Genomic DNA, 22,008 nt, shown 5'->3' on the forward strand with positions numbered 1-22,008 from the left:
CCCGACATGGGAGCGCCATCCGATGAGCATCTTCCGCAACGACACCCTTGGGAGCTGGACCCGCGGCGGCCAGGCGATCGTCCACAATGTCCGCATGACCACCCAGGTCTTCTTCCAGACCGTGCTCGCCGGGCTGGTCCTCTGGGTTATGGGCACCTGTTGGTGGGCGCTCGAAAAGTCCACCGACTATCAGCGCTTCGTCCTCGTGAAGCTGGTCGAGGCGACGTTCAAGGTGGACGCCGCGCCGGGGACCAACGACCCGGTGCTCTTTCGCACCCCCGAGGGTCGCGAGTATTGGGCGTCGGCCGATGCGCTGCTGGAATCGGGCATCGCGAGCCAAGCGCTCCACAAACTCGAAACCGACCTCATTCACGGAGCGGCGATCGCGGGTGTGGTCGCCTTCTTCGGGCTGATCAGCGCCTGGTTCTACTTCACCCGGACCGGGCGCGGCCTTGGGTCCAACGAGTATCTGCGCGGCGCCCGCTTCGGGAGCGTATCGCAGGTTCGCCGCGCGCTCTGGCGGCAGAAGAAGGGGAGCCTTTCGATCGGCGGGGTCGGCGTTCCCGATGCCTTCGAACCGGAGCACATCCTGATCTGCGGCGCCCCCGGAACGGGCAAGACCAACCTCATCACCACCATGCTCGAAGGCGTCCGCAAACGGGGAAAGCGGGCGATCGTCTATGACACCGCGGGCTCGTTCGTGGAGAAGTTCTACCGCCCCGGCCGCGATATCCTGCTGAACCCGCTCGATGCGCGCACCGACATCTGGAGCCCCTGGGTCGATGTCCCCAAGGACTATCATTACGACCAGATCGCCGAGTCCACGATTCCCGACAAGCATGGCGATCCTTTCTGGTCGAAATCGGCGAGGGGCACCCTGGTCGCCGTGCTGCGCAAGCTCGCTCGGCAGCAGCACACCCTGATCTCGGTTCTCCTCGACCGGGTGCTGCGCTCCCCGCTCGCCGATCTTGCCGCCTTTGTGAAAGGCACCGACGCGGCAGCTTTCATCTCGACTGAAGGGGAACGCACGTCGGCGGGCATCCAGGCCGAGCTTGCTTCGGTCATGCGCAGCTTCTCCTATCTCGATGACACCACTGACGGCTTCTCGATCCGGCGCTGGGTCGAAAATGAGAAGGATGACAGCTGGCTGTTCGTCACCGTCAAGGCTGACCAGCTTCCCTCGCTCCGCCCCCTGATCACGGTATGGCTCGACATCGCGATCAGCGCGATCATGAGCCTCGCCCCCGACCGCGCTCGCCGGCTTTACTGCGTGATCGACGAGTTGCCGACGCTCCAGAAGCTCCCGAGCCTCTCCGACTTTCTCGCCCGCGCGCGGAAGTATGGGGGCTGCGGCATCCTGGGGTTCCAGTCCTATCCCCAGCTCGAGGCGACCTACGGCATCCAGGATGCGGCCGCCATCACCGGCTATTGCTCGACCTGGGTGGCGCTCCGGGCGAACGATACCGCGACCGCGAAGCATGTCTCCGAGAACCTCGGCCAGGTCGAGCAGGTCGAAGCCAATGAAGGGATGAGCTACGGGGTCAACGACATGCGCGACGGGGTGAACCTGTCACGCATGCAGGTGACCCGGCCACTGGTGATGCACACCGAGGTCACGAACCTGCCCAACCTGTCAGGCTATCTCCGGTTCGGGCGCAATCTCCCCGTGGTGCGCTTTACCGATCGCTTCAATCCCCTGCCTTCGCTCGCCCCCGCGTTCGTCGAGCGCACCGAGCCTCCCACGCGCTTGCCGGCCGGCAAGATCATCATTGCCCAGGCTTGGGCCCGCCGGCGAGCGGCCCAGGCGGCGCAGCAAGCGGGTGCGGGGCAGGGGCCGGGAGAGAGCCATCCTTCCGCAGGTCAGACCGCGCACCAACCATCGCCTCCCGCCCAGGGGGATCTGTTCGGCAAGAATAATGTCGCGCCGATCGGCGAACCCGTCCCGCCCGAGGTTCCGGAAGAGGCCGAAGCGGAAGCCTTTGCGCAGACCGATCATGGCGCGTCCGATGGCGGTGCAGATACGCCGGCAGGCGAAGTCCCCGATGAAGAGGAGGTGACCGCAGCGCCCGTCCCCCTGCTGGGCGCCGCGCGCGGTAGCGTCCGGGTGACGCTCGATAGCCATGGCCGCAGCGACGGTCCGCGCGAAAAGGCGAAGCCGGCATGATCCATCCTCGCCGCCTCAAGGGCACGCCCGCCAATATTGCCCGCTACTATACGATCGGCGACTACTACACCAAGGGCGGCAACGAGCCGTCCGAATGGGGTGGCAAACTCGCAAAGAGCCTCGGCCTGTCGGGCGAGGTCGACCCGAAGCAGTTTGAGGAACTGCTCAGCGGCAAGGTGGGCGACCAGCAGCTAGGCCGCCGCCGCAAGGAAGGCATCCAGCATCATCCCGGCTGGGACTTCACCATCAGCGCCCCCAAGTCGATCTCGATCCTGGCGCTGGTGACGGGCGATGAGCGGATTCTTGCCGCGCATGAACGGGCGGTCGGCGTTGCTCTCGCCTTTGCCGAGGAACATGCCGAACTGCGCCGCCGGGTTGAGCGCGAGATCGTCCACGAGACGACCGGGCGAGTGCTGTTCGCGCGCTTCACCGAGCATTCCAGCCGCGAGGGCGATCCGCACCTGCATACGCATGCCGTCTTGCTCAACATGACCAATCATCTGAACGGCGATCGCATGTCGAGCCTCGAGACGCGCTCGATGTATGCCGTGCAGCTGGTCATGGGCCAGATCTATCGCAACGAGATAGCCCATGACATGCGCGAGATCGGTCATGACCTCGTCTTCGACCCACGCACGGGACTGTTCGAGGTCGAGGGGATGCCCGGCCAGCTTATTCGTGACTATTCGCAGCGCGCCGAACAGATCAACGCTCATGCCGCCGAACATGGCTACGAAGGCCAGGCGATGCGCCGGATTTCCTTCTTTGCGACCCGCAAGGCCAAGGAAAAGGTCGGGCTGGACGATCTTCAGAGCCGATGGCAGGCGCAGGCGCAACCCTATCGTGAGGAACTCGACAAGCTCCAGGCAACCGCTCGCGAGCGTGGTGAACGGACAATCGAGACCGACCCGCGCGTCGCCCGTCGCGCTGCCCTGTTCGGAATCCGGCAGAATGAGACGCGCGAAGCGGTCAACAATATCGAGCGGTTCTATCGCACCGCATTGGCTTCGCATGTCGGCGAAGTGCGGTTCAGCGACGTGCGGCCGTTGTTCGAGACGCAGGAAGCCAAGGGCAAACTCTTCGTCACCGTGCGGCAGACCGGCGATCAGCCGCTCCCGCGCGGACGCACGTCGCGCCGGACCGCCAAACTCGAACTGGCGCTGTCCGAACATCTTTCGCTCGCGATGCGCGATGTCTCTCCGGCCGCTACCGCTGAGCGTCTGGCCGAAGTCGCCGCGGCGCAGGGCCTCAACACCGAACAGACCGCGGCACTGATCGCGATCGGCAGCGGCAACGATCGGGCGGTCGGCGTTCATGGCGCCGGCGGCGTGGGCAAATCGACCCTCGTTCGTGCGCTGGTCGAGGCGACCCGCGACGATCATGTCACCGTCGCGCTTGCGCCCACCTCTTCGGCGGCGGCGGAACTCGGCCACAAGGCAGGCATCGAGTCCCGCACTCTTGCCTCGCTTCTCGCGAGCGGTGGTCATGGTCTCACCGACCAACATATTCTCGTGGTGGACGAGGCGGGCCAGCTCGGCAACCGGCAAGCGCTGCGCGTGCTGGAGATCAGCCGCGCGACCGGCGCGCGCCTCATATTTCTCGGCGACAACAAGCAGACCGGCGCCATCGAGCAGGGCAAGGCCTATTGGCTGCTCCAGCAACTGGGACTGCCGACCAGCCAGCTCAAGGAAGCCATGCGGCAGAAGACCGGCTCCACGCAGGAGGCCGCGGACCTCGCGCGCAAGGGCGACTATGCCGCCTCGCTCGCCGCGCTCGATCGCGTGACGACGGGCGCCAGCGCGGAGGAACTCGCCAAGGGCATGGTCGCCGAATGGACGCGCCTCAAACCGGCGATGCGGACCGAAACCAATATTCTCGTCCTCGACAATGCGACCCGCCTGATCGTCAACAGCCATATTCGCGAGGTGCTGAAGCGTGAGGGCACGGTCGCGGCGGAAGAGCATCGGCTGGAGGTGCTGACGCCGGCCGGGATGACCGACCAGGAAAAGCAGATGGCGCGCTTCTACAGCGCCGGTCAGGTGCTGAAATTCTCGCGCGACAATCCGGGCTTGGGGATTGCCCGCGATGCCGATTATCGCGTCGTGGGGATCGGCCGGAATAATCATGGCCGCCAGGTCGTGCGGCTCGCCGACGTGCATGGTCGCATCATCGAATGGCGTCCGGGGCTCGGCAAGGCGGCCCATGTCAACGTGTTTCTCACCGAGAACCGCCAGCTTGCCGAGGGCGACCGCATCCAGTGGCGGCTCCTCAACAAGGAGATCGACGTCAAGAACGCCGAGCGCGGCACCGTGTTGGGGCTCGACGGCTCGATCGCAACCATCAAGTGGGACCGGGGCGAGCGTGTCCAGCAGGTCGATCTCTCGGAGCACCGGACCTGGGATCATGGCTATGCGGAGACCGTCTATTCCGCGCAGTCGAAGACCTATGCCCGCGTCTATGCGCTGGCCCCGGTGGAATCGGGTCTGGTCAACGGTCAGAATTACTACACCGCCATCACGCGCGCTGCCTATGGCGTGAAGCTCTGGACTGAAGACCAGAAGCGCCTCGCCGAAAAGCTTGCCTCACGCTCGGGCGAGAAGACCTCGTCGCTCGAAGGGCTCGGGCGGATCAAGGCCGACAGCCACAAGATCCGCGGTGCGCGCCATAAGGATCGGCTCGACCGCTCGCGCGAGGCAAATGCCCGGACACGCGAATCCCGCAAGGCCGAACGCGAGCAGCGTGAGCGGGAGCGCGACGAACGTGCTGATCGTGGTCCGCGCGACATAGGCGAGCTTCTTGCCGGACGCGCGCAGGAGACCGCATCGCTGATCGACCGCTTCCTGCGCGGCAGGCTCGAACGCGACCGGGCACGCACACCGACAGAGCCCGAACGCGCCGGCGGTCGCGAGCTTGCCCCTCAATCCCAACCCCAGCCCCAGCCCGAACATGGTCAGTCCGGCCATGGCGGCGGGCATGAGCGATAGGAGAAACCAATGGATGTTATTCTGCTGCTGGCAGTTGTCTGCGCCGCCCTGCTGGTGTTTCTGTATAGACGCTATCGCGTGCCCATTAGTCACCGCTGGCGACGACGGCAGGCTCGGACCATGTGCGAACAGTTGCGGGGGCGCGACCACGATCAGCCCGCCGCGCTCCACTATGCGCGGCTGCGCGCCATGGACCCGCTGGCGTTCGAGGAATTGTTGCTCGAAGCCTTCGAGCGGCGCGGGCACAGGGTCATCCGCAATCGCCGTTACACCGGCGATGGCGGCGTCGATGGCGAAGTGATCATCAGCGGCGAGCGCTGGCTGATTCAGGCCAAGCGCTATCGTGATGCTATCCACCCGGACCATGTGCGCGATTTCGCCATGCTCTGCGCCACCCGTCGACGGCGCGGTATGTTCATCCATACCGGCCGTACCGGAGGAATAAGCCGCACCGTCGTTAGCGCGGACGCCATTGAAATTGTGTCGGGACAGCGATTGCTCGCGCTACTGACCGGAGCACCGTTCCAGCCAGATGGCCGACAGACGCGCGAAGGCGCCGCAACCGGCCCCGCCCGTTTCCACGATCGGAGTCTGCCATGAGCGCGCGTAGATCATGCTCGGCTTGCTGGCCGGTCATCAAGGCTTCACTCGCCACCGTTGCGCTCTTGTCCGCTGGCTTGTCCGCTGGGCTGGCGCCTGACACGGCGCTCGCGAAAAGACCTGGGGCAGCGGAACCCCCTGAAATTGCCCGCTGCATCCGGGTCGCCGCGCGTGGACATCCTTGGCTCGAAAAAACTTTATGGGGCTTGCGCGATCAGGAAGCGGGCTGGCTCGGCGCGGAAGTCGCCAACACCAACGGAACCCATGACCTCGGCCCACTTCAGATCAACAGCTGGTGGGTGCCGCATATCGCCCGCCTGATTGGGAAACCCGACTATCAGGTGCGGCATTGGCTGCGTCACGATGCCTGCTTCAACGCGGATGCCGCGCGCTGGATCTTCCTGTCAGGTCTTCGGACCACGGGCGACTACTGGAAGGCGATCGGTATCTATCATAGTCCCACCGCATGGCGCCAGCGAACCTATGCAGCGAAGGTCGCCAACCATATGCGGGCACGGTTCGGGCCAAGCCTGTTCGGTACGGGCAGCGCGGAAGCGCGGAGGTAGGTTGAGCGCGATGCGGGTCGAGAGGAGCAGCACAACGGCGGCGTAGCCAGCGATCCGGTTTCACCGAAGCGAACCTCGTCACAATATGGCTGCACAGCGGTAGCCACTCTTCGTTGCTCGCTCAGCTATTTGCGTCGGGGACGGGATGTCGCGCGCTGTGGGGGGAGCTTCCTCTTTTCCCGATCCTGGATGGCCTCAGCATCGAGCTTGCTCAAGATCTGGGCATCCATGAGGGCGCGAGCGACGAGTTCGGAACGCTTGTAAACGCCATATCGCTTTTTGGCTTCCGAGACGAAGTATTTGACGGTGGATGCTCCGAGGCCGAGGATTTTGCCGATCTCCCAATCGGTCTTGCCCAGCGCAACCAAGGTCGTGCATTCGGCCTCGCGGCGGGTAAGCCTGTGCTTGCTGCCGCGCGAATCCGGCTGGGACAGACGCAGCGCCACGTTGAATCCGAACGAGGCAATGATCTGCAGCACTACCATGAGATCAGGTGTCGTCCTGACTGCCCGCGAACTGGCGAAAGTGCAAGAAGCGCGCGGTTTGCCCGGAACATGGAGCGGTACTGTGACGCCATGGTTGAGGCCGTGTTCGCGAGCTTTTTCGAAGAGCGCCACCTGCACCGCGTCGAGCGGAACAATGGTCGCGATCTCGTCCCATTCGAAGGGCCGGTCGAGCTGTTCGCTCACCTCATAGACCGGATCGAACACATATTGGTGATTCTCGAGGTAGTATTTCACGAAGTCAGCCGGATAGTTCGTCACGATCAGCGACTGTTCGGGCAGGCGGGGCAAGCCTCCATGCTGGACCAGCGCGACGTGCGAGAAACCCATCCGCGCCGCCCCGGCGACCAATCCATCGCAAAGAGTTGAGAACGAGGTCGCGCTCAGCAGCGCTGCGAGAGTGTCGTGCAGGAGCGGCCCCAGAAACATGCACATGTTCTCCCCAGCTTGACCAGTTCTGTCGTGATCCTCTGACCGAAGGTGACGTCAGACCGCCGCAGAACCCGATGAATGCGATCGGCCAGGATTGTCGCGTCAGGAGCGCCTGCGCGCGACGATCACCACCGATCGCGGTGCGAGCTTCCCACCTGCATGGCATGAAATGTTGATATTTTCTATAAAAAGGAATATCGACATTTCGACTCGTGCGGGATCCGTGGATTTTCGCAACGACGAGCGAGAATCAGGAGAGGAAGAACCCTTATGGACAGCACGTTATCTCTGATCGCGGTTGCGCGGCGCATTGCCAGGCTCGGCTTGATGGCCACGGTGGCGCTTCCCGCTGTGGCCTATGCGCAGTCGACAGGGGGCAGCGCAGAGGGCGCCGATACGGCCGGAAATGACGCTCCCTTTGGCGAGATCGTTGTGACAGCCCAGAAGCGCGATCAGAGGACGCAGGATGTCGGCATTGCCATCGCGGCCTTCGGCGGGGATCAGATGGAGGCCCTCGGCGTCGTCGACGTCAAGGATGTTGCCGTCCTGGTGCCGGGGTTTACCGTCGCGAAGTCGTTCCGTGGTCCTCCGATCTATACGCTTCGCGGCGTCGGCTTCAACACGCCCAACATGTCGACGTCGTCTCCGGTCGGCATCTACCTCGATGAAGTGGCCTATCCCTATCCGATCATGACCGAGGGTCTCTCACTGGACTTGAGCCGCGTCGAGGTCCTCAAGGGACCGCAAGGTACGCTCTACGGGCGCAACACCACCGGCGGCCTCGTCAACAGCATTGCCAACAAGCCGACCGCCGAGCGAAGCGCTGAGGTCAAAGTCTCCTATGGCAGCTATCAGTCATACGGGATCGAGGGCTTCCTCAACGGTGGCATCGCTCCGAACCTCAACGCCCGTCTGGCGTTTGACGTTCAACGCGCAGACAAAGGCTGGCAGGTCAGCGTAACTCATGGTCAGCGTCTCGGTAAGGTCGACAAGGCTGCAGCCAGATTCTCGCTTGGATGGGAGCCGTCGGATCGGACAAGGTTCCTTCTGACGGCGAACTGGTGGAAGGACCGGTCGGACACGCAGGCCGGCCAATCGATCGCGGCGTTTCCGCGTGGCTTGATCGCATTCCTCGGGCTGACGACACCAGAGCAATGGGCGGCGGCGGCCCCCCGGCCTGGGCATCGATCCCCGGATTTTCAGTCAGTCTTACACGCCGACCAGTGGAAAGCAGGCGAACTGGGTCGTGCAGAACCTCCCGTGGGGCGGGACCAACGGCGGTGGGCAGAACTTCACGCCGGCGCCGCTCGACTTCCGCAAGGATAACGAATTGACGTCGCTCGCTCTTCGCGGCGAATTCGGTCTGTCCGACACGATCAAGGTCACGTCGCTGACCAGCTACTCCCATTTCACGCGCCGGGAGGGCTATGATACGGGCGGTTGGGATATCGAGAACCTGATCGGGTTGGGCGAAGGCTCGATCAAGTCCTTCTCCCAGGAGCTCAGGGTCAATGGAGATACAGATCGTCTCCACTGGGTCCTTGGCGGCTTTTATGCCCGCGACAAGATTCGCGAGAACGACAAGAGCTGGGGGGCGACCATCAGCACGGTTGCGCTCGTCAGGACCTTCGGCGTGGCGACTGCGCCGGCGGGTACGACGCCGGCCCAGCTTGAAGACATTCAGTGGGGCTTCCGTGACTGGGAAAATCTGATCAACCAGACGATTACCTCCAAGGCTCTGTTCGGCCAGGTGGAATATAAGCTGACCGATCAGCTCAATCTGACGGCCGGTCTGCGCTATTCCAAGGACAAGGCCAAGTTCTCCGGTTGCTCGAAGGACCAGGGCGACAACAGCATCGCCGCATCGTGGAATGCGTTCTTCAACAACGCGACTCCCTTCGGCGCCAATGTCGCTCCGGGTGGATGTGTGACCTACCTGGCGGCTTTGACGCCCTTCGCCGCCAATCCGCAGGGGATCGTCAACAAGGTTCTCGACGAAGACAATCTCTCGGGGCGTGTCGCGCTCGATTACCGCGTCAATGACGATGTCCTTCTTTATGTCTCCGCCGCGCGAGGCTTCAAGTCGGGAGCGTTCCCGAACATCAACGCGAACGTCGCTCCGCAATACGACCCGGCCAAGCAGGAAGAAGTGCGCGCCTATGAAGCGGGCATCAAGACCAGCCCGGCTCGCGGCATGATCATGAATGCGTCTGTCTTCTATTATGATTATCTCGACAAGCAGCTGTTCGTGAACACCCCGGATCCGGTCTATGTGACGCTGAACAGCATCAAGAACATCCCCAAGTCCCATATCTTCGGCGTTGAGGGCGAAATTTCTGTGCCGCTTGCTCGTGGACTGGATGCTCGCGTGACGGCAACCTATCTGAACGCCAAGATCGATACATATTCGGGCTTTACCGACTTTGGCGAAGCGAAGGATTTCAAGGGCGCGAGCTTTCCGTTCACGCCGAAGTTCCAGTTGAACGGCACTCTGACCTATGGCTTCGATGTCAACGACGATATCGAGGCGCGGCTTACCGTAAACGGTCGCTATACGAGTTCCTCACGCGGCGACCTGGAAGGCAATCCGCTCTTCAAGATCGATGGCTACGCCCTGTTCGACGCCAATCTGGCCGTCATGACAAAGGACGACCAATATCAACTGGACGTCTTCGTTCGGAATATCGGAAACAAATATTACTGGAATAGCGTGCAGCTGCCGCTCGACAGCCTTGTGCGCTACGCAGGCATGCCCCGTACCTGGGGTGTTTCGTTGAAATCGCGGTTCTGACCTGACGCTGCCCTGCCTTCATCCGGTGGAGGAAGGCAGGGCCGAGCGTTGGCCGAGTAGCCAGGAATAAACGGGTGACGATCGCTCTGACCGGCGAACGAACCGTCGCGCCCCGTTTCCACAAGGAATTCTTTAATGCGAGCTGTTCAATACCAGAAGATCGGAGAAGCGTCACAAGTCCTTGAACTTGTCGACGTCGAAGCGCCGTCGGTCGGTCCCGGTGAGGTTCGGATCGCTTTGAAGACTTCCGGCGTCAATCCCTCCGACGTCAAGGTTCGCGGCGGTCATATTCCATCCACCTGGCCTTTTCCACGCACGCCGCACAGCGATGGCGCAGGCCTTGTCGATGCGGTTGGTGAAGGCGTCGATCCAGGCCGGGTGGGAGAACGGGTCTGGGTATTCAACGCAGCCTGGGGACGAACCACTGGCACCGCCGGCGAATACGTGGTCGTGCCTGAAGATTTCATTGCCGCATTGCCCGACGACATCTCCTTCGAAGTGGGCGCCTGTCTCGGAATACCCGCATCGACCGCATTGCATGCGCTCACGCTTGGTGGTGATCCACGTGGAAAGACCGTCCTGATCGCCGGCGGAGCGGGCGCGGTCGGGCATTATGCGATCCAATTTGCGAAGCATCTTGGCGCCGGGCGCATCCTGACGACGGTCAGCAGCCCGGAAAAGGCGGAACTCGTGCTTTCGGCCGGGGCGGACGTCGCGATCAACTACCGGCAAGGCGATACGCTCGGCGCCATTATGGACGCGACCCAGGGCTGGGGGGGTGGACATGATCGTCGAAGTCGACCTTTCGACCAACATCGACCTGGATGTCGCTGCGCTGGCCCGAGGTGGCCGCGTCGTCGCCTACGGAAGTTCCGAACGCGAGTTCAAGATGCCGTTCTCGAAGTCCATCCTCAAGAACCTGGGCTTCGATTTCTTCATTCTCTATCACCTCGACAAGGCGAGGCGGGATGAGATTTCGGGGATGATCAACCGGATCATCACCAGCGGCCATATCACGCACAACATCGCACAGGTTCTGCCTCTGGACGAGATTGTGCACGCCCATCAACTCGTCGAGTCCGGCTGTGTCGTCGGCAACGTCGTTCTCGAAATCTGAGCGGGAGGACGCGATGCCAGACTATGCACTGACATACGATGCCTGGAAGGGCGATCCTGACGGCTTCTGGATGGCGGCCGCAGAGACGGTCGAATGGGGTACGAACCCTACGCGAAACGAGGTCGGCCCGGATGGACTGGCTCGCTGGTTTGCCGACGGAACCGGCAATATCTGCTGGAATGCCCTCGATCGCCACGTAGGCGCCGGTCGGGGCGACGCGCCCGCGATCATCTACGACAGCGCCATTCTCGGCATCAGCCGCACCTACACCTATTCGGAGCTGCTGGATGCGGTCGAGGTGTTCTCCTCGGTCCTGATGAGCTTTGGCGTCGTCAAGGGGCACCGCGTCGTCATCTACATGCCGATGATCCCCGAGGCGGTTATCGCGATGCTGGCCTGTGCGCGACTTGGCGCAGTTCATTCTGTGGTGTTTGGCGGCTTCGCCGCCCATGAAGTGGCCGTCCGCATCGAGGACGTCGAACCCACGGTCGTTGTCGCGGCCTCGTGCGGGCTCGAGCCGAACCGTGTCATCGCGTACAAGCCACTGCTGGACGAGGCGATCGCGGCAAGCCGGTTCAAACCGAAGGCCACCATTATCCTGCAGCGGCCGGAACTGACCTGCGCGCTCGAACCGGAACGCGATCACGACTGGACAGAGGTGTGGGATCAAGCGCTTGAGCGCGGCGATCGTCCCGGGTGCGTCGATGTTGCGAGCACCGATCCGCTCTACGTGCTTTACACCTCGGGAACGACCGGAAAGCCCAAGGGCGTCGTACGGCAGCACGGCGGATACATGGTAGCGCTGGCCTGGTCGATGAAACACGTCTTCGGCATGTCCGCGGGCGATGTCTATTGGGCGGCGTCCGATCTGGGCTGGGTGGTCGGCCATTCGTACATTGTCTACGGCCCGCTGCTGGCAGGCTGCGCGACCGTGGTGTTCGAAGGCAAGCCTGTGGGAACTCCCGACGCAGGGACGTTCTGGCGGGTGATTTCCCGGCACAAGGTCAACCTGCTGTTCACCGCACCCACGGCGCTTCGCGCCATCCGCAAGGAAGATGCCGAAGGCCTGTTCCCGGCGCGGTATGACATGTCCGCGCTGCGCGCCGTGTACATCGGTGGCGAGCGCGGCGATCCGAGCGTGATCCGCTGGGGTGAGCAGGTTCTTGGCGTGCCGATCCTGGACAACTGGTGGCAGACCGAAACGGGATGGCCGATGACCGCCAATCCCATTGGACTGGGGCAGGTGCCCGTCAAATATGGGTCTGCCGCCGTCCCGATGCCTGGTTATGAGATCTGCATTCTCGATGCGGCGGGCGACCGCGTTGAAACCGGGCAAACAGGCTCGATCGCTGTCAGGCTTCCGCTCCCGCCCGGTGCGTTTCAGACGCTGTGGAACGATCACGAGAAATTTGTCGAGAGCTACCTGACGGAGTTCCCGGGCTACTACAAAACCGGAGACGCCGGTTATCTCGACGACGACGGATATGTCTACATTCTGAGCCGAACCGACGATATCATCAACGTCGCGGGACATCGTCTGTCGACCGGTACGATCGAGGAGGCCATATCGACCGTGCCGGACATTGCCGAGTGCGCGGTGGTTGGCGTTACCGATCCGATCAAGGGGGAAGTGCCGTTCGGCCTTTGCGTTCTCTCCGATGGTTCGATTGCCGGAGAGGACCAGGTCTGCGCTGAGGCTATCGCGGCAGTCCGCCACCGGGTTGGTCCTATCGCAACACCAAGAACGGTGTTGGCGGTGCGACGCCTCCCCAAGACCCGATCCGGAAAGATTCTCCGTGGGGTGATCCGCAAGATTGCCAACGGAGAATACTGGACAGTGCCTCCGACCATAGATGACTCGGCAGTTCTTGACGAAATTGCCGCTGCCCTGGCCACAACCGGACTGCCGGTTCAGCCGGTCGAAGCGGCCCAGAATTTTTGACAAAAGGAAAAATATCGACAAAAAACGGAAAAATGATTTATCGGACGAATCCGGTCAATAGAGGAGAGGGTCTTGAATTTGACGATCCGAGCTGAGAGCATTCCACCAGTAGATCAGCCCAAGAGCCTGATCGAGCGTGCCTATCGGGATCTTGGCAGGGATATCGTTCACGGCCTTTTCGAGCCGGGAGCGAAGATCAAGCTGGAGCCGCTGAGCAAGCGCTATGACGTGAGCACCGGAACGATACGCGAGGCACTGTCCCTGCTGGTTTCTGACGGACTGGTCATCGCGAACGCCCAGCGTGGGTTCATCGTAGCACCCATGTCGATCGAGGATTTCCAGGATCTTGCAAACACCCGGATGACTCCAGAAGTTTCGGCGCTGCAGGACAGTCTGACAAACGGCGGGGACGAATGGGAAGGCCGCCTTGTCCAAAGCTTCCACCAGCTCAGTCTGGCAGAAGCGCGTTTCCAGGCTTCGCCCGAGGATTCCTTCGATCTCTGGGAGTTGCGCAATCGCGAATTCCATGAAGCTCTGGTTTCGGCGTGTGAATCCCATTGGACCCTGCGGTTTCGGGAAATCCTGTATCGCCAGTCCGAGCGCTATCGCAGGCTGACATCCTCGACCAGGCAGGATTCTGCGAAGATTGCCCATGAAGAGCACCAGAAAATATTCGAACTGGCGATTGCCAGAAAGATTGATGAGGCGTCGGATGCCTTAGTCGATCACATCGTATCCTCACTGTCATATGTGAAGATAAGTCAAATACTTCCGAGATCTCGGGAATTCGATCCGGAGAAAGTCCGCAAGGCCGGATCCACATGGGTTCGTCGCATATACAAGCTGTAATTTGGGAGATTGTCGCATGTCGTCCGATCGAAAAATCGACTATTTGTCTACATCGTGGACGAACGAAGGGCTTGGTGCCCTGGTGGACAACGAAAATGGTCTGATCGATCCCAGGATCTACACGGATCAGCAGATATACGAGCTCGAACAGGAGCGAATTTTTGCCCGCTCGTGGATCTTGATGGGTCATGAAAGCCACCTTCCCAAGCCGGGTGACTACATGACCGCCTACATCGGCGAGGATCCGGTGGTGGTGGTTCGCCAGAAGGACATGTCGATCAGGGTATTCCTCAACCAGTGCCGCCACCGCGGCATGCGGATCTGCCGCGTCGATGGCGGCAATGCCAAGGCATTCACCTGCACGTACCACGGTTGGGCCTACGACATCGGCGGAAAGCTGGTGAATGTTCCCTATGAGAAGGAAGCCTTCATTGGCGGGGTCGACAAGGATGAATGGAGCCCGCTCCAGGCGCGTGTCGAAACCTACAAGGGGCTGATCTATGCGAATTGGGATCACGACGCCCCCTCGCTGGAGGACTATCTGAGCGACGCCCGATTCTACATGGATATCATGCTGGACCGGACGGAGGCGGGAACCGTTGCGATTGGCGGAATTCAGAAGTGGGTGATTCCCTGCAACTGGAAATTCGCGGCCGAGCAGTTCTGCAGCGACATGTATCATGCGGGCACGACCGCACATCTGTCGGGAATTCTTGCCGGCTTGCCCCCGGAGATGGATCTGGCGGATGCGCAGATCCCGACGAACGGTCTGCAATTCAGGGCAGAATGGGGCGGTCACGGGACGGGTTTCTATATCAGCGAACCGGGCATCCTGCTCGCGATCATGGGACCCAAGGTTACCGATTATTGGACGAACAGCCCCAATGCCGAAAAGGCTGCGGAGCGCCTTGGCAGCAGTGAGCGCGCTCGCAAGCTCATGGGGCAGCATATGACTGTCTTCCCGACATGTTCGTTTCTGCCGGGGATCAACACCATACGCACCTGGCAGCCCCGGGGACCTAACGAAACCGAGGTCTGGGCCTGGACGCTTGTCGATGCCGATGCGCCCGATGACATCAAGGAAGAATATCGGCGCCAAACCCTACGAACCTTCTCCGCCGGCGGCGTTTTCGAGCAGGACGATGGCGAGAACTGGTGCGAGATTCAGACGGTTCTGCGCGGACATAAGGCAAAAAGCCGCCCGCTCAATGCCAGCATGGGCATGGGGGGCGATTTCAGCCCCAACCCGCAATACCCGGGGAAGGTCGGGTACGTCTATAACGAGGAGGCGGCGCGGGGTCTCTATGCCCATTGGCGGCGCATGATGACCGAACCCGATTGGCGGACGCTTGCGCCCAGGCAGGTTCTCGAGCGCATGGCGAAGCAGGCCTGAATGCGCTCCGTTCCAGGCTGCCCTTGCTTTCTCCAATTTTGCGGATTTTTACCATGAGCACGACAATAGATTTGGACGTATCGTCCCTTATTCTTCAACAAGAAGTAGAGCAGTTCTATTATAGAGAGGCTGCGTTACTCGATGATCTGAAGTTTGATTCCTGGTTGGAGCTTCTTCACGAAGACATCCGCTATTTCATGCCGATCCGGACAAACCGCATTCAGCGTGAGCGCAAGCTCGAATACTCGCGCGACGACGAATATGCGCACTTCGACGACACCTATGCCATGCTGCAGGGACGCATTCGCAAGCTGAAATCCGATGTAAGCTGGTCGGAAAACCCGGCTTCACGGACCCGCCATGTGATCGGCAACGTCATGATCCGGTCCACCGGCGACCCCAACGAGTTCGAGGTGACGTCGTCCTTCATCCTCTACCGAAACCGGTTGGAGCGTCAGGTCGATGTTTTCGCAGGACAGCGGCAGGACCAGCTTCTGCGTGTCGGTGGAGAGCTGGGGTTCAAGATCGTGAATAGAACCATACACATCGATCAGAGCACCATCCTTTCGAACAATCTCAGCATATTCTTCTAAGGTATTTAGAATGACATTCGTTAAACTGGCTGATGCGAGCGCAATCGAACCGGGTGAAGCTCTAAAGGTCGGCGAAGATGCGGAGGCCATCGCGATCTTCAACGTGGACGGCGAGTTTTTCGCGACCCAGGATCAATGCACGCATGGCGAATGGTCTCTGTCGGATGGCTATCTCGACGGCGATGTGATCGAATGCACGCTCCACTGGGGGAAGTTCTGCGTCCGAACCGGCAAGGTACGCGCGCTGCCGGCGTGCGAGCCGCTTAGGATCTTCCCCATTGAGCTGCGCGATGGTGAGATTTTCGTCGATGTAGACGCCGGACACGTGTTGCCATGACATTGCCGCTCTGCATCGTCGGCGCGTCCCTCGCCGGAGGCACGGCAGCGCTGACGCTGCGTCGTCTGGGCTATGAGGGCGAAATCATTCTGATCGGCGAGGAAGACAACGCCGACTATGATCGGCCGAGCCTGTCGAAGGCTGTACTCTGTGGGGAGCTTGAAGCACCGCCGCCGCTGTTTGCTCCAGGCTGGCTGATCGACAACAGGATAGAATTCGCCGCAGCCACGAAGGTGACGGGGCTCGATCTGCGCGCCGGTGAAATAGGCCTGTCCAAAGGACACCCAATTCGTGCCGGCAAGGTTCTCCTGTCTACGGGCTCGCGCGCACGGCTGCCCATGATCCAGGGCATCGATCTTGCGGGCGTTTGCTCATTGCGCACGGATCGCGACAGTTTGCACATCCGCTCGATGGTGGGGCACGGGCGTGAGGTCGTCATCATCGGAGGCGGGCTGATCGGATGCGAAGTCGCCACTTCGCTGGCCAAGCTTGGCTGCAAGGTGACGATCGTCGAATCCGCCCAATCGCTACTTCTGCGCGTGCTGGGGCAAATGATCGGGGCCTGGATGCGGGACCGGCTGGAAGCCCTGGGAGTGACCATCCTGACGAACCTGAGTGTCGTCGAAATCGAAGGCGAAAAGAGTGTCGAGGGAGTCAGGCTGGACTCCGGGCAGCGACTGCCGGCCGACATCGTGCTCGTCGCCATCGGCGCTGAGCCGAACAGCGAGGTCGCCGCGCTTGCCGGGCTGGATTGCGCTGGGGGGGTGCATGTCGATGCAAGCGGCAGAACTGCCAGCCCCATGGTCTATGCCGCCGGAGACGTGGCCAACTGGCCTGTTCGCGGGGGATCGCGAAGGAGCCTGGAAACCTACCTCAACAGCCAGGCCCAGGCGGAAATCACGGCAAGCGCCATGCTCGACCTGGGGACGCCCGGCGTGCAGGTGCCCAATTCATGGACCGAGATCGCCGGCCATCGACTGCAAATGGCGGGCGACATTGCGGGGCCCGGCACGCTTCACCTGCGGGGGCAACTTGGCGATGCGTCAAGTCTGCTGTTCCGGATCGATGACGGAAAAGTCGCTGCGGCCATCGCGATCAATTCTCCCGCGGAGTTCGGCATCGCCAAGCGCATGGTCGATGAACAGAGCAAGCTGCAAGTCGCCGAACTGAGCGACCCGACGGTTCGCCTGCGGGATATTCACAAGAAAAGCAGAGAGGTGGTCCCATGAGACTGAAAGATGAAGTCGCGGTTGTCACCGGCGGCGCAGCGGGGCTCGGACGAGCGATCGTCGACCGGTTCGTCAAGGAAGGGGCCAGGGTCGCGGTGCTGGACAAGTCAGCCGATCGCCTGGCCGAACTCGAAGCGCAGCATGGCGACTCCGTTGCTGTATTCGCGGGCGATGCGCGTTCGTTCGCGGACAACAAGGCACTGGCAAAGCTGTGCGTCGAGCGTTTCGGCAGGATCGATTGCCTGATCCCCAACGCCGGGATCTGGGACTATGGTACATCGCTGGTCGATTTGCCTGAAGATCGCATCGACGAAGCCTTCGACGAGATGTTTCATATCAATGTCAAAGGCTACATGCTGGCGGCCAAGGCCTGTCTGCCGGAACTGGTCAAGAGCCGGGGCGCGATCGTCTTCACCGCATCGAACGCAGCATTCTATCCCGATGGCGGCGGACCGCTCTATACCGCGACCAAGCACGCGGTATTGGGGCTGGTCAGGCAACTGTCTTTCGAGCTTGCGCCTTATGTAAGGGTCAACGCGGTCGCGCCGGGCGGCGTCGGGAGCAGCGATCTGCGCGGCCCCAAGGCGCTGGATATGGACCAGACCAGCATCACCAGCATCCCGCTGGGGGATATCCTGAAGGACGTTCTCCCGCTCGGCGAGATGGCCGACGCCAAGGATTATGCGGGGGCCTACGTGTTCTTCGCGACGCGCTCGGACTGCTCTCCCGCTACCGGGGCGGCGCTCAATTTCGATGGCGGGCTTGGTGCTCGCGGCATTTTCCAATCGTCCGGCGGCAAGGAGCTGCCGGCGAAGCTAGGGCTCCAGGGAGAAGCAGCATGACGGTTGAACGACTGGGCTATCTTGGCTTCAACACAACCAGGCCGGAAGCCTGGCAATCCTACGCAACCGAAACGCTTGGCCTGATGGCAACCGCGGGCGGCGGCGATTGCGACCGATATCGCCTGGATTCCCGTGCGTGGCGGTTCGCCGTTCACCGCAGCGAGCAGGACGACATTGGCTATGCCGGTTTTGAGGTAGCCAATGCCGCAGCCTTGACCGAAACGACCGAGCGGTTGCGCAGCCTCGGTTATCAAGTGACCGAAGAATCCGACGATCTCAAATCGGATCGTGGCGTGCTTGGCCTCATCTCGGCGACGGATCCGTCCGGTGTTCGGATCGAAATCTACTATGGCGCGACCGAGCTGTTCGAAGTTCCGTTCGTCTCGCCGGCCGGGGTCTCATCGTTTCTCACCGGCGACCAGGGCTGCGGCCACTATGTTCTCGCGACGCCTGATCTCGAGAAGTCGATGGCGTTCTACGTCGATGGGCTCGGCATGGAACTTTCGGATATCATCGATTGGGATTTGGGACCGGGCGGCAAATTCAAGTTGCATTTCTTCCATTGCAACCGCCGCCATCACACTCTCGCACTGATCCCGGTTCCGGCCCTGCCTCCCAAGATCTTGCACCATTTCATGCTTGAAACCGGCTCGCTGGACGATGTGGGGCGGGCGATGGACCGTATGGAACGGGATTCAAGAATTGCGATTACTTTCGGGCGCCACACCAACGATCATATGTATTCATTTTACGGGGACACCCCTTCGGGTTTTGCTGTCGAATTCGGATGCAGCCCGCGCGACGTAGACCGGTCATGGTCGGTGGTGCGTTACGATCGCATCAGCATGTGGGGGCACAAATTCGTATCCGCTGAATGACCTCGGCAAACATCAGTATTTTCAAGGAGTAACGCGCATGGCGAGTGTCATGGACGCTGAGACGAACAACCCCGAGATATCGAAGTCGGTCCTGGCCGGGGGCCTGTTGACGAATTACCACGATGACGGCGAGGGACACCCTGTCGTGTTCATCCACGGTTCCGGTCCGGGGGTTTCAGCCTGGGCCAATTGGCGGCTGGTCCTGCCGAAGATTTCGCGGCAGGCCCGGGCCATCGCTTTGGATATGGTCGGCTTCGGCTTTACTGAGCGCCCTGCGAATTTTTCCTACAACGTGGAAGCCTGGGTCAAGCACCTGGTTGATTTTCTCGACGCCCTGGAATTGGACAAGGTGGACCTCGTCGGCAACTCCTTTGGCGGAGCTATCTCGCTCGCGGCAGCGGTTCGCCATCCCGATCGGGTCCGCCGCCTCGTGCTGATGGGAAGCGGCGGCGTTCGTGGCCCCATGACGGAAGGCCTCGATGAGGTCTGGGGCTACACGCCGTCTCTCGCGAACATGCGACGGATGCTCGACATCTTCGCTTACAACCGTGAGCTCGTGACGGATGAGCTGGCGCAGATTCGCTATGAAGCCAGCATCCGCCCCGGATTCCAGGAATCCTACAGCCAGATGTTTCCGGCGCCGCGGCAGCGCTGGTTCGACTCGCTGGCCTGCAGTGAGGCGGACCTGTGCAGATTGCCGCACCAAACCCTGATCATCCACGGACGGGAAGACCGAGTGGTCCGTGTCGAGGATGCCTATCGGCTCGAAACATTGATCAGGCGGGCGCAACTCCACGTCTTTGGCGAATGCGGGCACTGGACGCAGATCGAGCATGCGGATCGCTTCGCGCAACTGGTGTGCAACTTTGTGGCTGAAGGCGCGGCGAATGAACCGCTGCCATTGAGCTGAAGCAGGGCAGGCAGGCTCAAGCAAAGAGGAACGGATCCATGCTGAACGACTTCACGCCTTTTCATAAGTTCGTCGATGTACGCGGCGTAAGATTGCATTGTGTGGAGATGGGAGAGGGGCCGCTCGTGATCCTCGTCCATGGCTTTCCCGAAAGCTGGTATTCATGGCGGCATCAACTCGCGGCCATCGCCCGCCAGGGCTACCGGGTCGTCGCCCTTGACCAGCGCGGCTATGGCTCGTCGTCCAAATTCGCCTGGACGGACAGCTATCGGATCGGCTGCATGGTCGACGACCTGGTGGGGCTGATTGCCGCGCTGGGTGAAAAGACCGCCGTCCTGGTCGGTCACGATTGGGGCTCGGTGGTCGCCTGGACCACGGCCTGGCTACATCCCGAGGTGGTGGCGGGCGTAGTCGGGATCGCGGTTCCATTTTCCGGGCGCGGCCAGGTCGCCTTGCCCGGCAATCCCTTCGGAGAACGCCCGCCAAGCGAGATAGACCGGATCATTTCAGGGCCGGATAAGGATTTTTACCAGGTTCGTTTCGCCGAAATGACCGACATTATCGATGAGATCGAGGCTGACGTAAGGGGCTGGGTCGGAGGCATTACCTGGTCGGTTTCCGGTGATGCCCTGTCCGCGGCGGGATATTCGCCGGATGGCCATGACCCGGTAGAGTTCATTCGTGCAAGTCCGATGTGCCTGACGCCCGGCACCACCATGCGGGCCCAGTTTGCGATGCCCGAGATCTGGCCCGATTGGTTCACCGAAGCCGATCTGGATGTCTTCGTCGACACGCTGCAAATGAGCGGCTTTTCGGGGCCGCTCAGCTACTATCACAACATGGAAAACAACTGGCGCGATCTCGCGGAATTCGCCGGACGCTCCGTCACAAGCCCATCCCTGTTCATCGGCGGCGAGTTCGATGTTTGTACACATTGGGGCGCAGATGCCATCGCCCAAGCCGACCAGCATATGTCCAACTGGATGGGAAGCCGGATTGTGAGCGGAGCTGGCCACTGGATTCAGCAGGAAAAGCCCGGTGAAGTAAATTCAATTCTTCTCGAATTCCTGCACAGCGTGCGCGGCTTGCCCCAATAGACGTTGACCTTTTTCTGTTTGAACTTGCCATGGATGACGGGTTTCTATGATCTCTATACGTTGGCATGAGCGGGTCGCATGCATTGTGCTGGAACGCCCGGAAACGCGCAATGCGCTGACAACCGCCGATTGGCGATCGCTGGCGGAAAGCGTGGAGCAGATCTCGCAAGCCGATTGTACGGCAGCGATAGTCTGTTCGGCTTCCCCCCAGGCCTTCTGTTCGGGATCGGATATCAAGCATCTGGCACTTCTGGCCGATGACAAGAAGGCGAGACCGGAGTTTCGACAGGCCATGACGGCGGCAATCGAGGGGCTCGCGGGATTGCCCATGCCTGTCGTCGCCGCGATCGACGGGCCGTGCTTTGGCGCCGGTGTCGCGCTCGCCCTTGCTTGCGACGTCAGGATCTCTTCACCCAGGTCGACCTTCTGCGTGCCGCCGGCGAAGTTGGGCATTTCGTATCCCGCTACCGACATCGCAAGGTTGGTGGAAGCAATTGGGCGAGGGCAGTCCTCTCGTCTTCTGCTGTTTGCCGAGCCGATCTCCGCCACCGAGGCCAGGGATGTCGGATTGGTGGAAATATTGAATGATTCTCCGCTCGACGAAGCCCTTCGGCTCTGCGGGAATATCGCCAACTTTTCTCACCAAAGCATAGGCGCGCTGAAGGTAGGAATAAAAAGCCATAAACTTGGTGAGGACAAGGATTTGGCTCACCTCTTTGATGAGTTGTTCGAGTCGGAATTCTTCAGGCTTAAAACCCAGAAATTCCGCGAAGGATGAATC

The 22,008-nt window shown here is 61.3% G+C and carries 19 protein-coding genes and 1 pseudogene; 19 read left to right on the top strand and 1 reads right to left on the bottom strand.

What is annotated here, in order from left to right; all coding sequences use genetic code 11:
* Positions 1 to 22: 22 nt before the first annotated feature.
* The 4 genes from AX703_RS19155 (at position 23) to AX703_RS28975 (ending at position 6,314) form a co-directional block, all read left to right on the top strand.
* The gene (locus AX703_RS19155) at positions 23 to 2,164 is read left to right on the top strand and encodes a type IV secretion system DNA-binding domain-containing protein (RefSeq protein WP_062346338.1); all 2,142 of its coding nucleotides are present in this window, start codon (positions 23 to 25) and stop codon (positions 2,162 to 2,164) included.
* Positions 2,161 to 5,148 (top strand): MobF family relaxase, encoded by a 2,988-nt coding sequence (gene mobF, locus AX703_RS19160; RefSeq protein ID WP_062346339.1) that lies wholly within the window; start codon positions 2,161 to 2,163, stop codon positions 5,146 to 5,148. Before AX703_RS19155 ends, mobF begins: the two co-directional genes overlap by 4 nt.
* Before the next feature lie 9 nt (positions 5,149 to 5,157).
* Complete coding sequence (locus AX703_RS19165; RefSeq protein ID WP_062346341.1) at positions 5,158 to 5,748, top strand: restriction endonuclease; 591 nt, start codon at positions 5,158 to 5,160, stop codon at positions 5,746 to 5,748.
* A 206-nt stretch (positions 5,749 to 5,954) separates the two neighbouring features.
* The gene (locus tag AX703_RS28975) at positions 5,955 to 6,314 is read left to right on the top strand and encodes a lytic transglycosylase domain-containing protein (RefSeq protein WP_369821040.1); all 360 of its coding nucleotides are present in this window, start codon (positions 5,955 to 5,957) and stop codon (positions 6,312 to 6,314) included.
* A 125-nt stretch (positions 6,315 to 6,439) separates the two neighbouring features.
* On the opposite strand, the gene AX703_RS19175 is transcribed toward AX703_RS28975, so the two are convergent.
* Entirely contained in the window at positions 6,440 to 7,246 is an 807-nt protein-coding gene (locus AX703_RS19175) for a LuxR family transcriptional regulator (RefSeq protein ID WP_062346343.1), read from the bottom strand.
* A 273-nt stretch (positions 7,247 to 7,519) separates the two neighbouring features.
* Between AX703_RS19175 and AX703_RS19180 the strand changes: the two genes are divergently transcribed.
* The 15 genes and pseudogenes from AX703_RS19180 to AX703_RS19245 all read left to right on the top strand — a co-directional run bounded on the left by AX703_RS19180 (position 7,520) and on the right by AX703_RS19245 (position 22,005).
* Positions 7,520 to 8,575 (top strand): TonB-dependent receptor, encoded by a 1,056-nt coding sequence (locus AX703_RS19180; RefSeq protein WP_062346345.1) that lies wholly within the window; start codon positions 7,520 to 7,522, stop codon positions 8,573 to 8,575.
* Positions 8,496 to 10,040: a TonB-dependent receptor gene (locus tag AX703_RS19185; protein ID WP_062346348.1), complete on the top strand. Its 1,545-nt coding sequence runs from the start codon at positions 8,496 to 8,498 to the stop codon at positions 10,038 to 10,040. Before AX703_RS19180 ends, AX703_RS19185 begins: the two co-directional genes overlap by 80 nt.
* Positions 10,041 to 10,175: 135 nt before the next feature.
* Positions 10,176 to 10,751, top strand: a pseudogene (locus AX703_RS28980) (NADPH:quinone reductase); the annotation flags it as partial.
* A gap of 67 nt (positions 10,752 to 10,818) precedes the next feature.
* Positions 10,819 to 11,157, top strand: coding sequence for a zinc-binding dehydrogenase (locus tag AX703_RS28500; protein ID WP_255355081.1), 339 nt, complete (start codon positions 10,819 to 10,821; stop codon positions 11,155 to 11,157).
* Positions 11,158 to 11,170: 13 nt separating this feature from the next.
* A complete protein-coding gene (locus AX703_RS19195) occupies positions 11,171 to 13,099 on the top strand; it encodes an AMP-binding protein (protein ID WP_062346350.1) in 1,929 nt (642 codons plus the stop codon).
* Between the two features lie 72 nt (positions 13,100 to 13,171).
* A complete protein-coding gene (locus tag AX703_RS19200; protein ID WP_197423771.1) occupies positions 13,172 to 13,948 on the top strand; it encodes a GntR family transcriptional regulator in 777 nt (258 codons plus the stop codon).
* Between the two features lie 16 nt (positions 13,949 to 13,964).
* Positions 13,965 to 15,341: an aromatic ring-hydroxylating dioxygenase subunit alpha gene (locus AX703_RS19205; protein WP_082734687.1), complete on the top strand. Its 1,377-nt coding sequence runs from the start codon at positions 13,965 to 13,967 to the stop codon at positions 15,339 to 15,341.
* A 53-nt stretch (positions 15,342 to 15,394) separates the two neighbouring features.
* Complete coding sequence (locus AX703_RS19210) at positions 15,395 to 15,934, top strand: aromatic-ring-hydroxylating dioxygenase subunit beta (RefSeq protein ID WP_062346352.1); 540 nt, start codon at positions 15,395 to 15,397, stop codon at positions 15,932 to 15,934.
* Between the two features lie 10 nt (positions 15,935 to 15,944).
* Positions 15,945 to 16,271: a non-heme iron oxygenase ferredoxin subunit gene (locus AX703_RS19215; protein ID WP_062346354.1), complete on the top strand. Its 327-nt coding sequence runs from the start codon at positions 15,945 to 15,947 to the stop codon at positions 16,269 to 16,271.
* Positions 16,268 to 17,500: an NAD(P)/FAD-dependent oxidoreductase gene (locus tag AX703_RS19220; RefSeq protein ID WP_062346356.1), complete on the top strand. Its 1,233-nt coding sequence runs from the start codon at positions 16,268 to 16,270 to the stop codon at positions 17,498 to 17,500. The genes AX703_RS19215 and AX703_RS19220 overlap by 4 nt, the downstream gene beginning before the upstream one ends.
* A complete protein-coding gene (gene hcaB, locus AX703_RS19225; RefSeq protein WP_062346358.1) occupies positions 17,497 to 18,342 on the top strand; it encodes a 3-(cis-5,6-dihydroxycyclohexa-1,3-dien-1-yl)propanoate dehydrogenase in 846 nt (281 codons plus the stop codon). Before AX703_RS19220 ends, hcaB begins: the two co-directional genes overlap by 4 nt.
* A gap of 83 nt (positions 18,343 to 18,425) precedes the next feature.
* A complete protein-coding gene (locus AX703_RS19230) occupies positions 18,426 to 19,220 on the top strand; it encodes a VOC family protein (protein ID WP_197423772.1) in 795 nt (264 codons plus the stop codon).
* Positions 19,221 to 19,257: 37 nt separating this feature from the next.
* Entirely contained in the window at positions 19,258 to 20,130 is an 873-nt protein-coding gene (locus AX703_RS19235) for an alpha/beta fold hydrolase (RefSeq protein WP_231735629.1), read from the top strand.
* 38 nt (positions 20,131 to 20,168) lie between these two features.
* On the top strand, positions 20,169 to 21,227 hold the full coding sequence (locus tag AX703_RS19240; RefSeq protein WP_062346363.1) for an alpha/beta hydrolase: 1,059 nt from the start codon (positions 20,169 to 20,171) through the stop codon (positions 21,225 to 21,227).
* A gap of 46 nt (positions 21,228 to 21,273) precedes the next feature.
* On the top strand, positions 21,274 to 22,005 hold the full coding sequence (locus AX703_RS19245) for an enoyl-CoA hydratase/isomerase family protein (protein ID WP_062346365.1): 732 nt from the start codon (positions 21,274 to 21,276) through the stop codon (positions 22,003 to 22,005).
* Positions 22,006 to 22,008 lie beyond the last annotated feature (3 nt).

This window comes from Novosphingobium sp. CCH12-A3, from assembly GCF_001556015.1.
Classification (GTDB): domain Bacteria; phylum Pseudomonadota; class Alphaproteobacteria; order Sphingomonadales; family Sphingomonadaceae; genus Novosphingobium; species Novosphingobium subterraneum.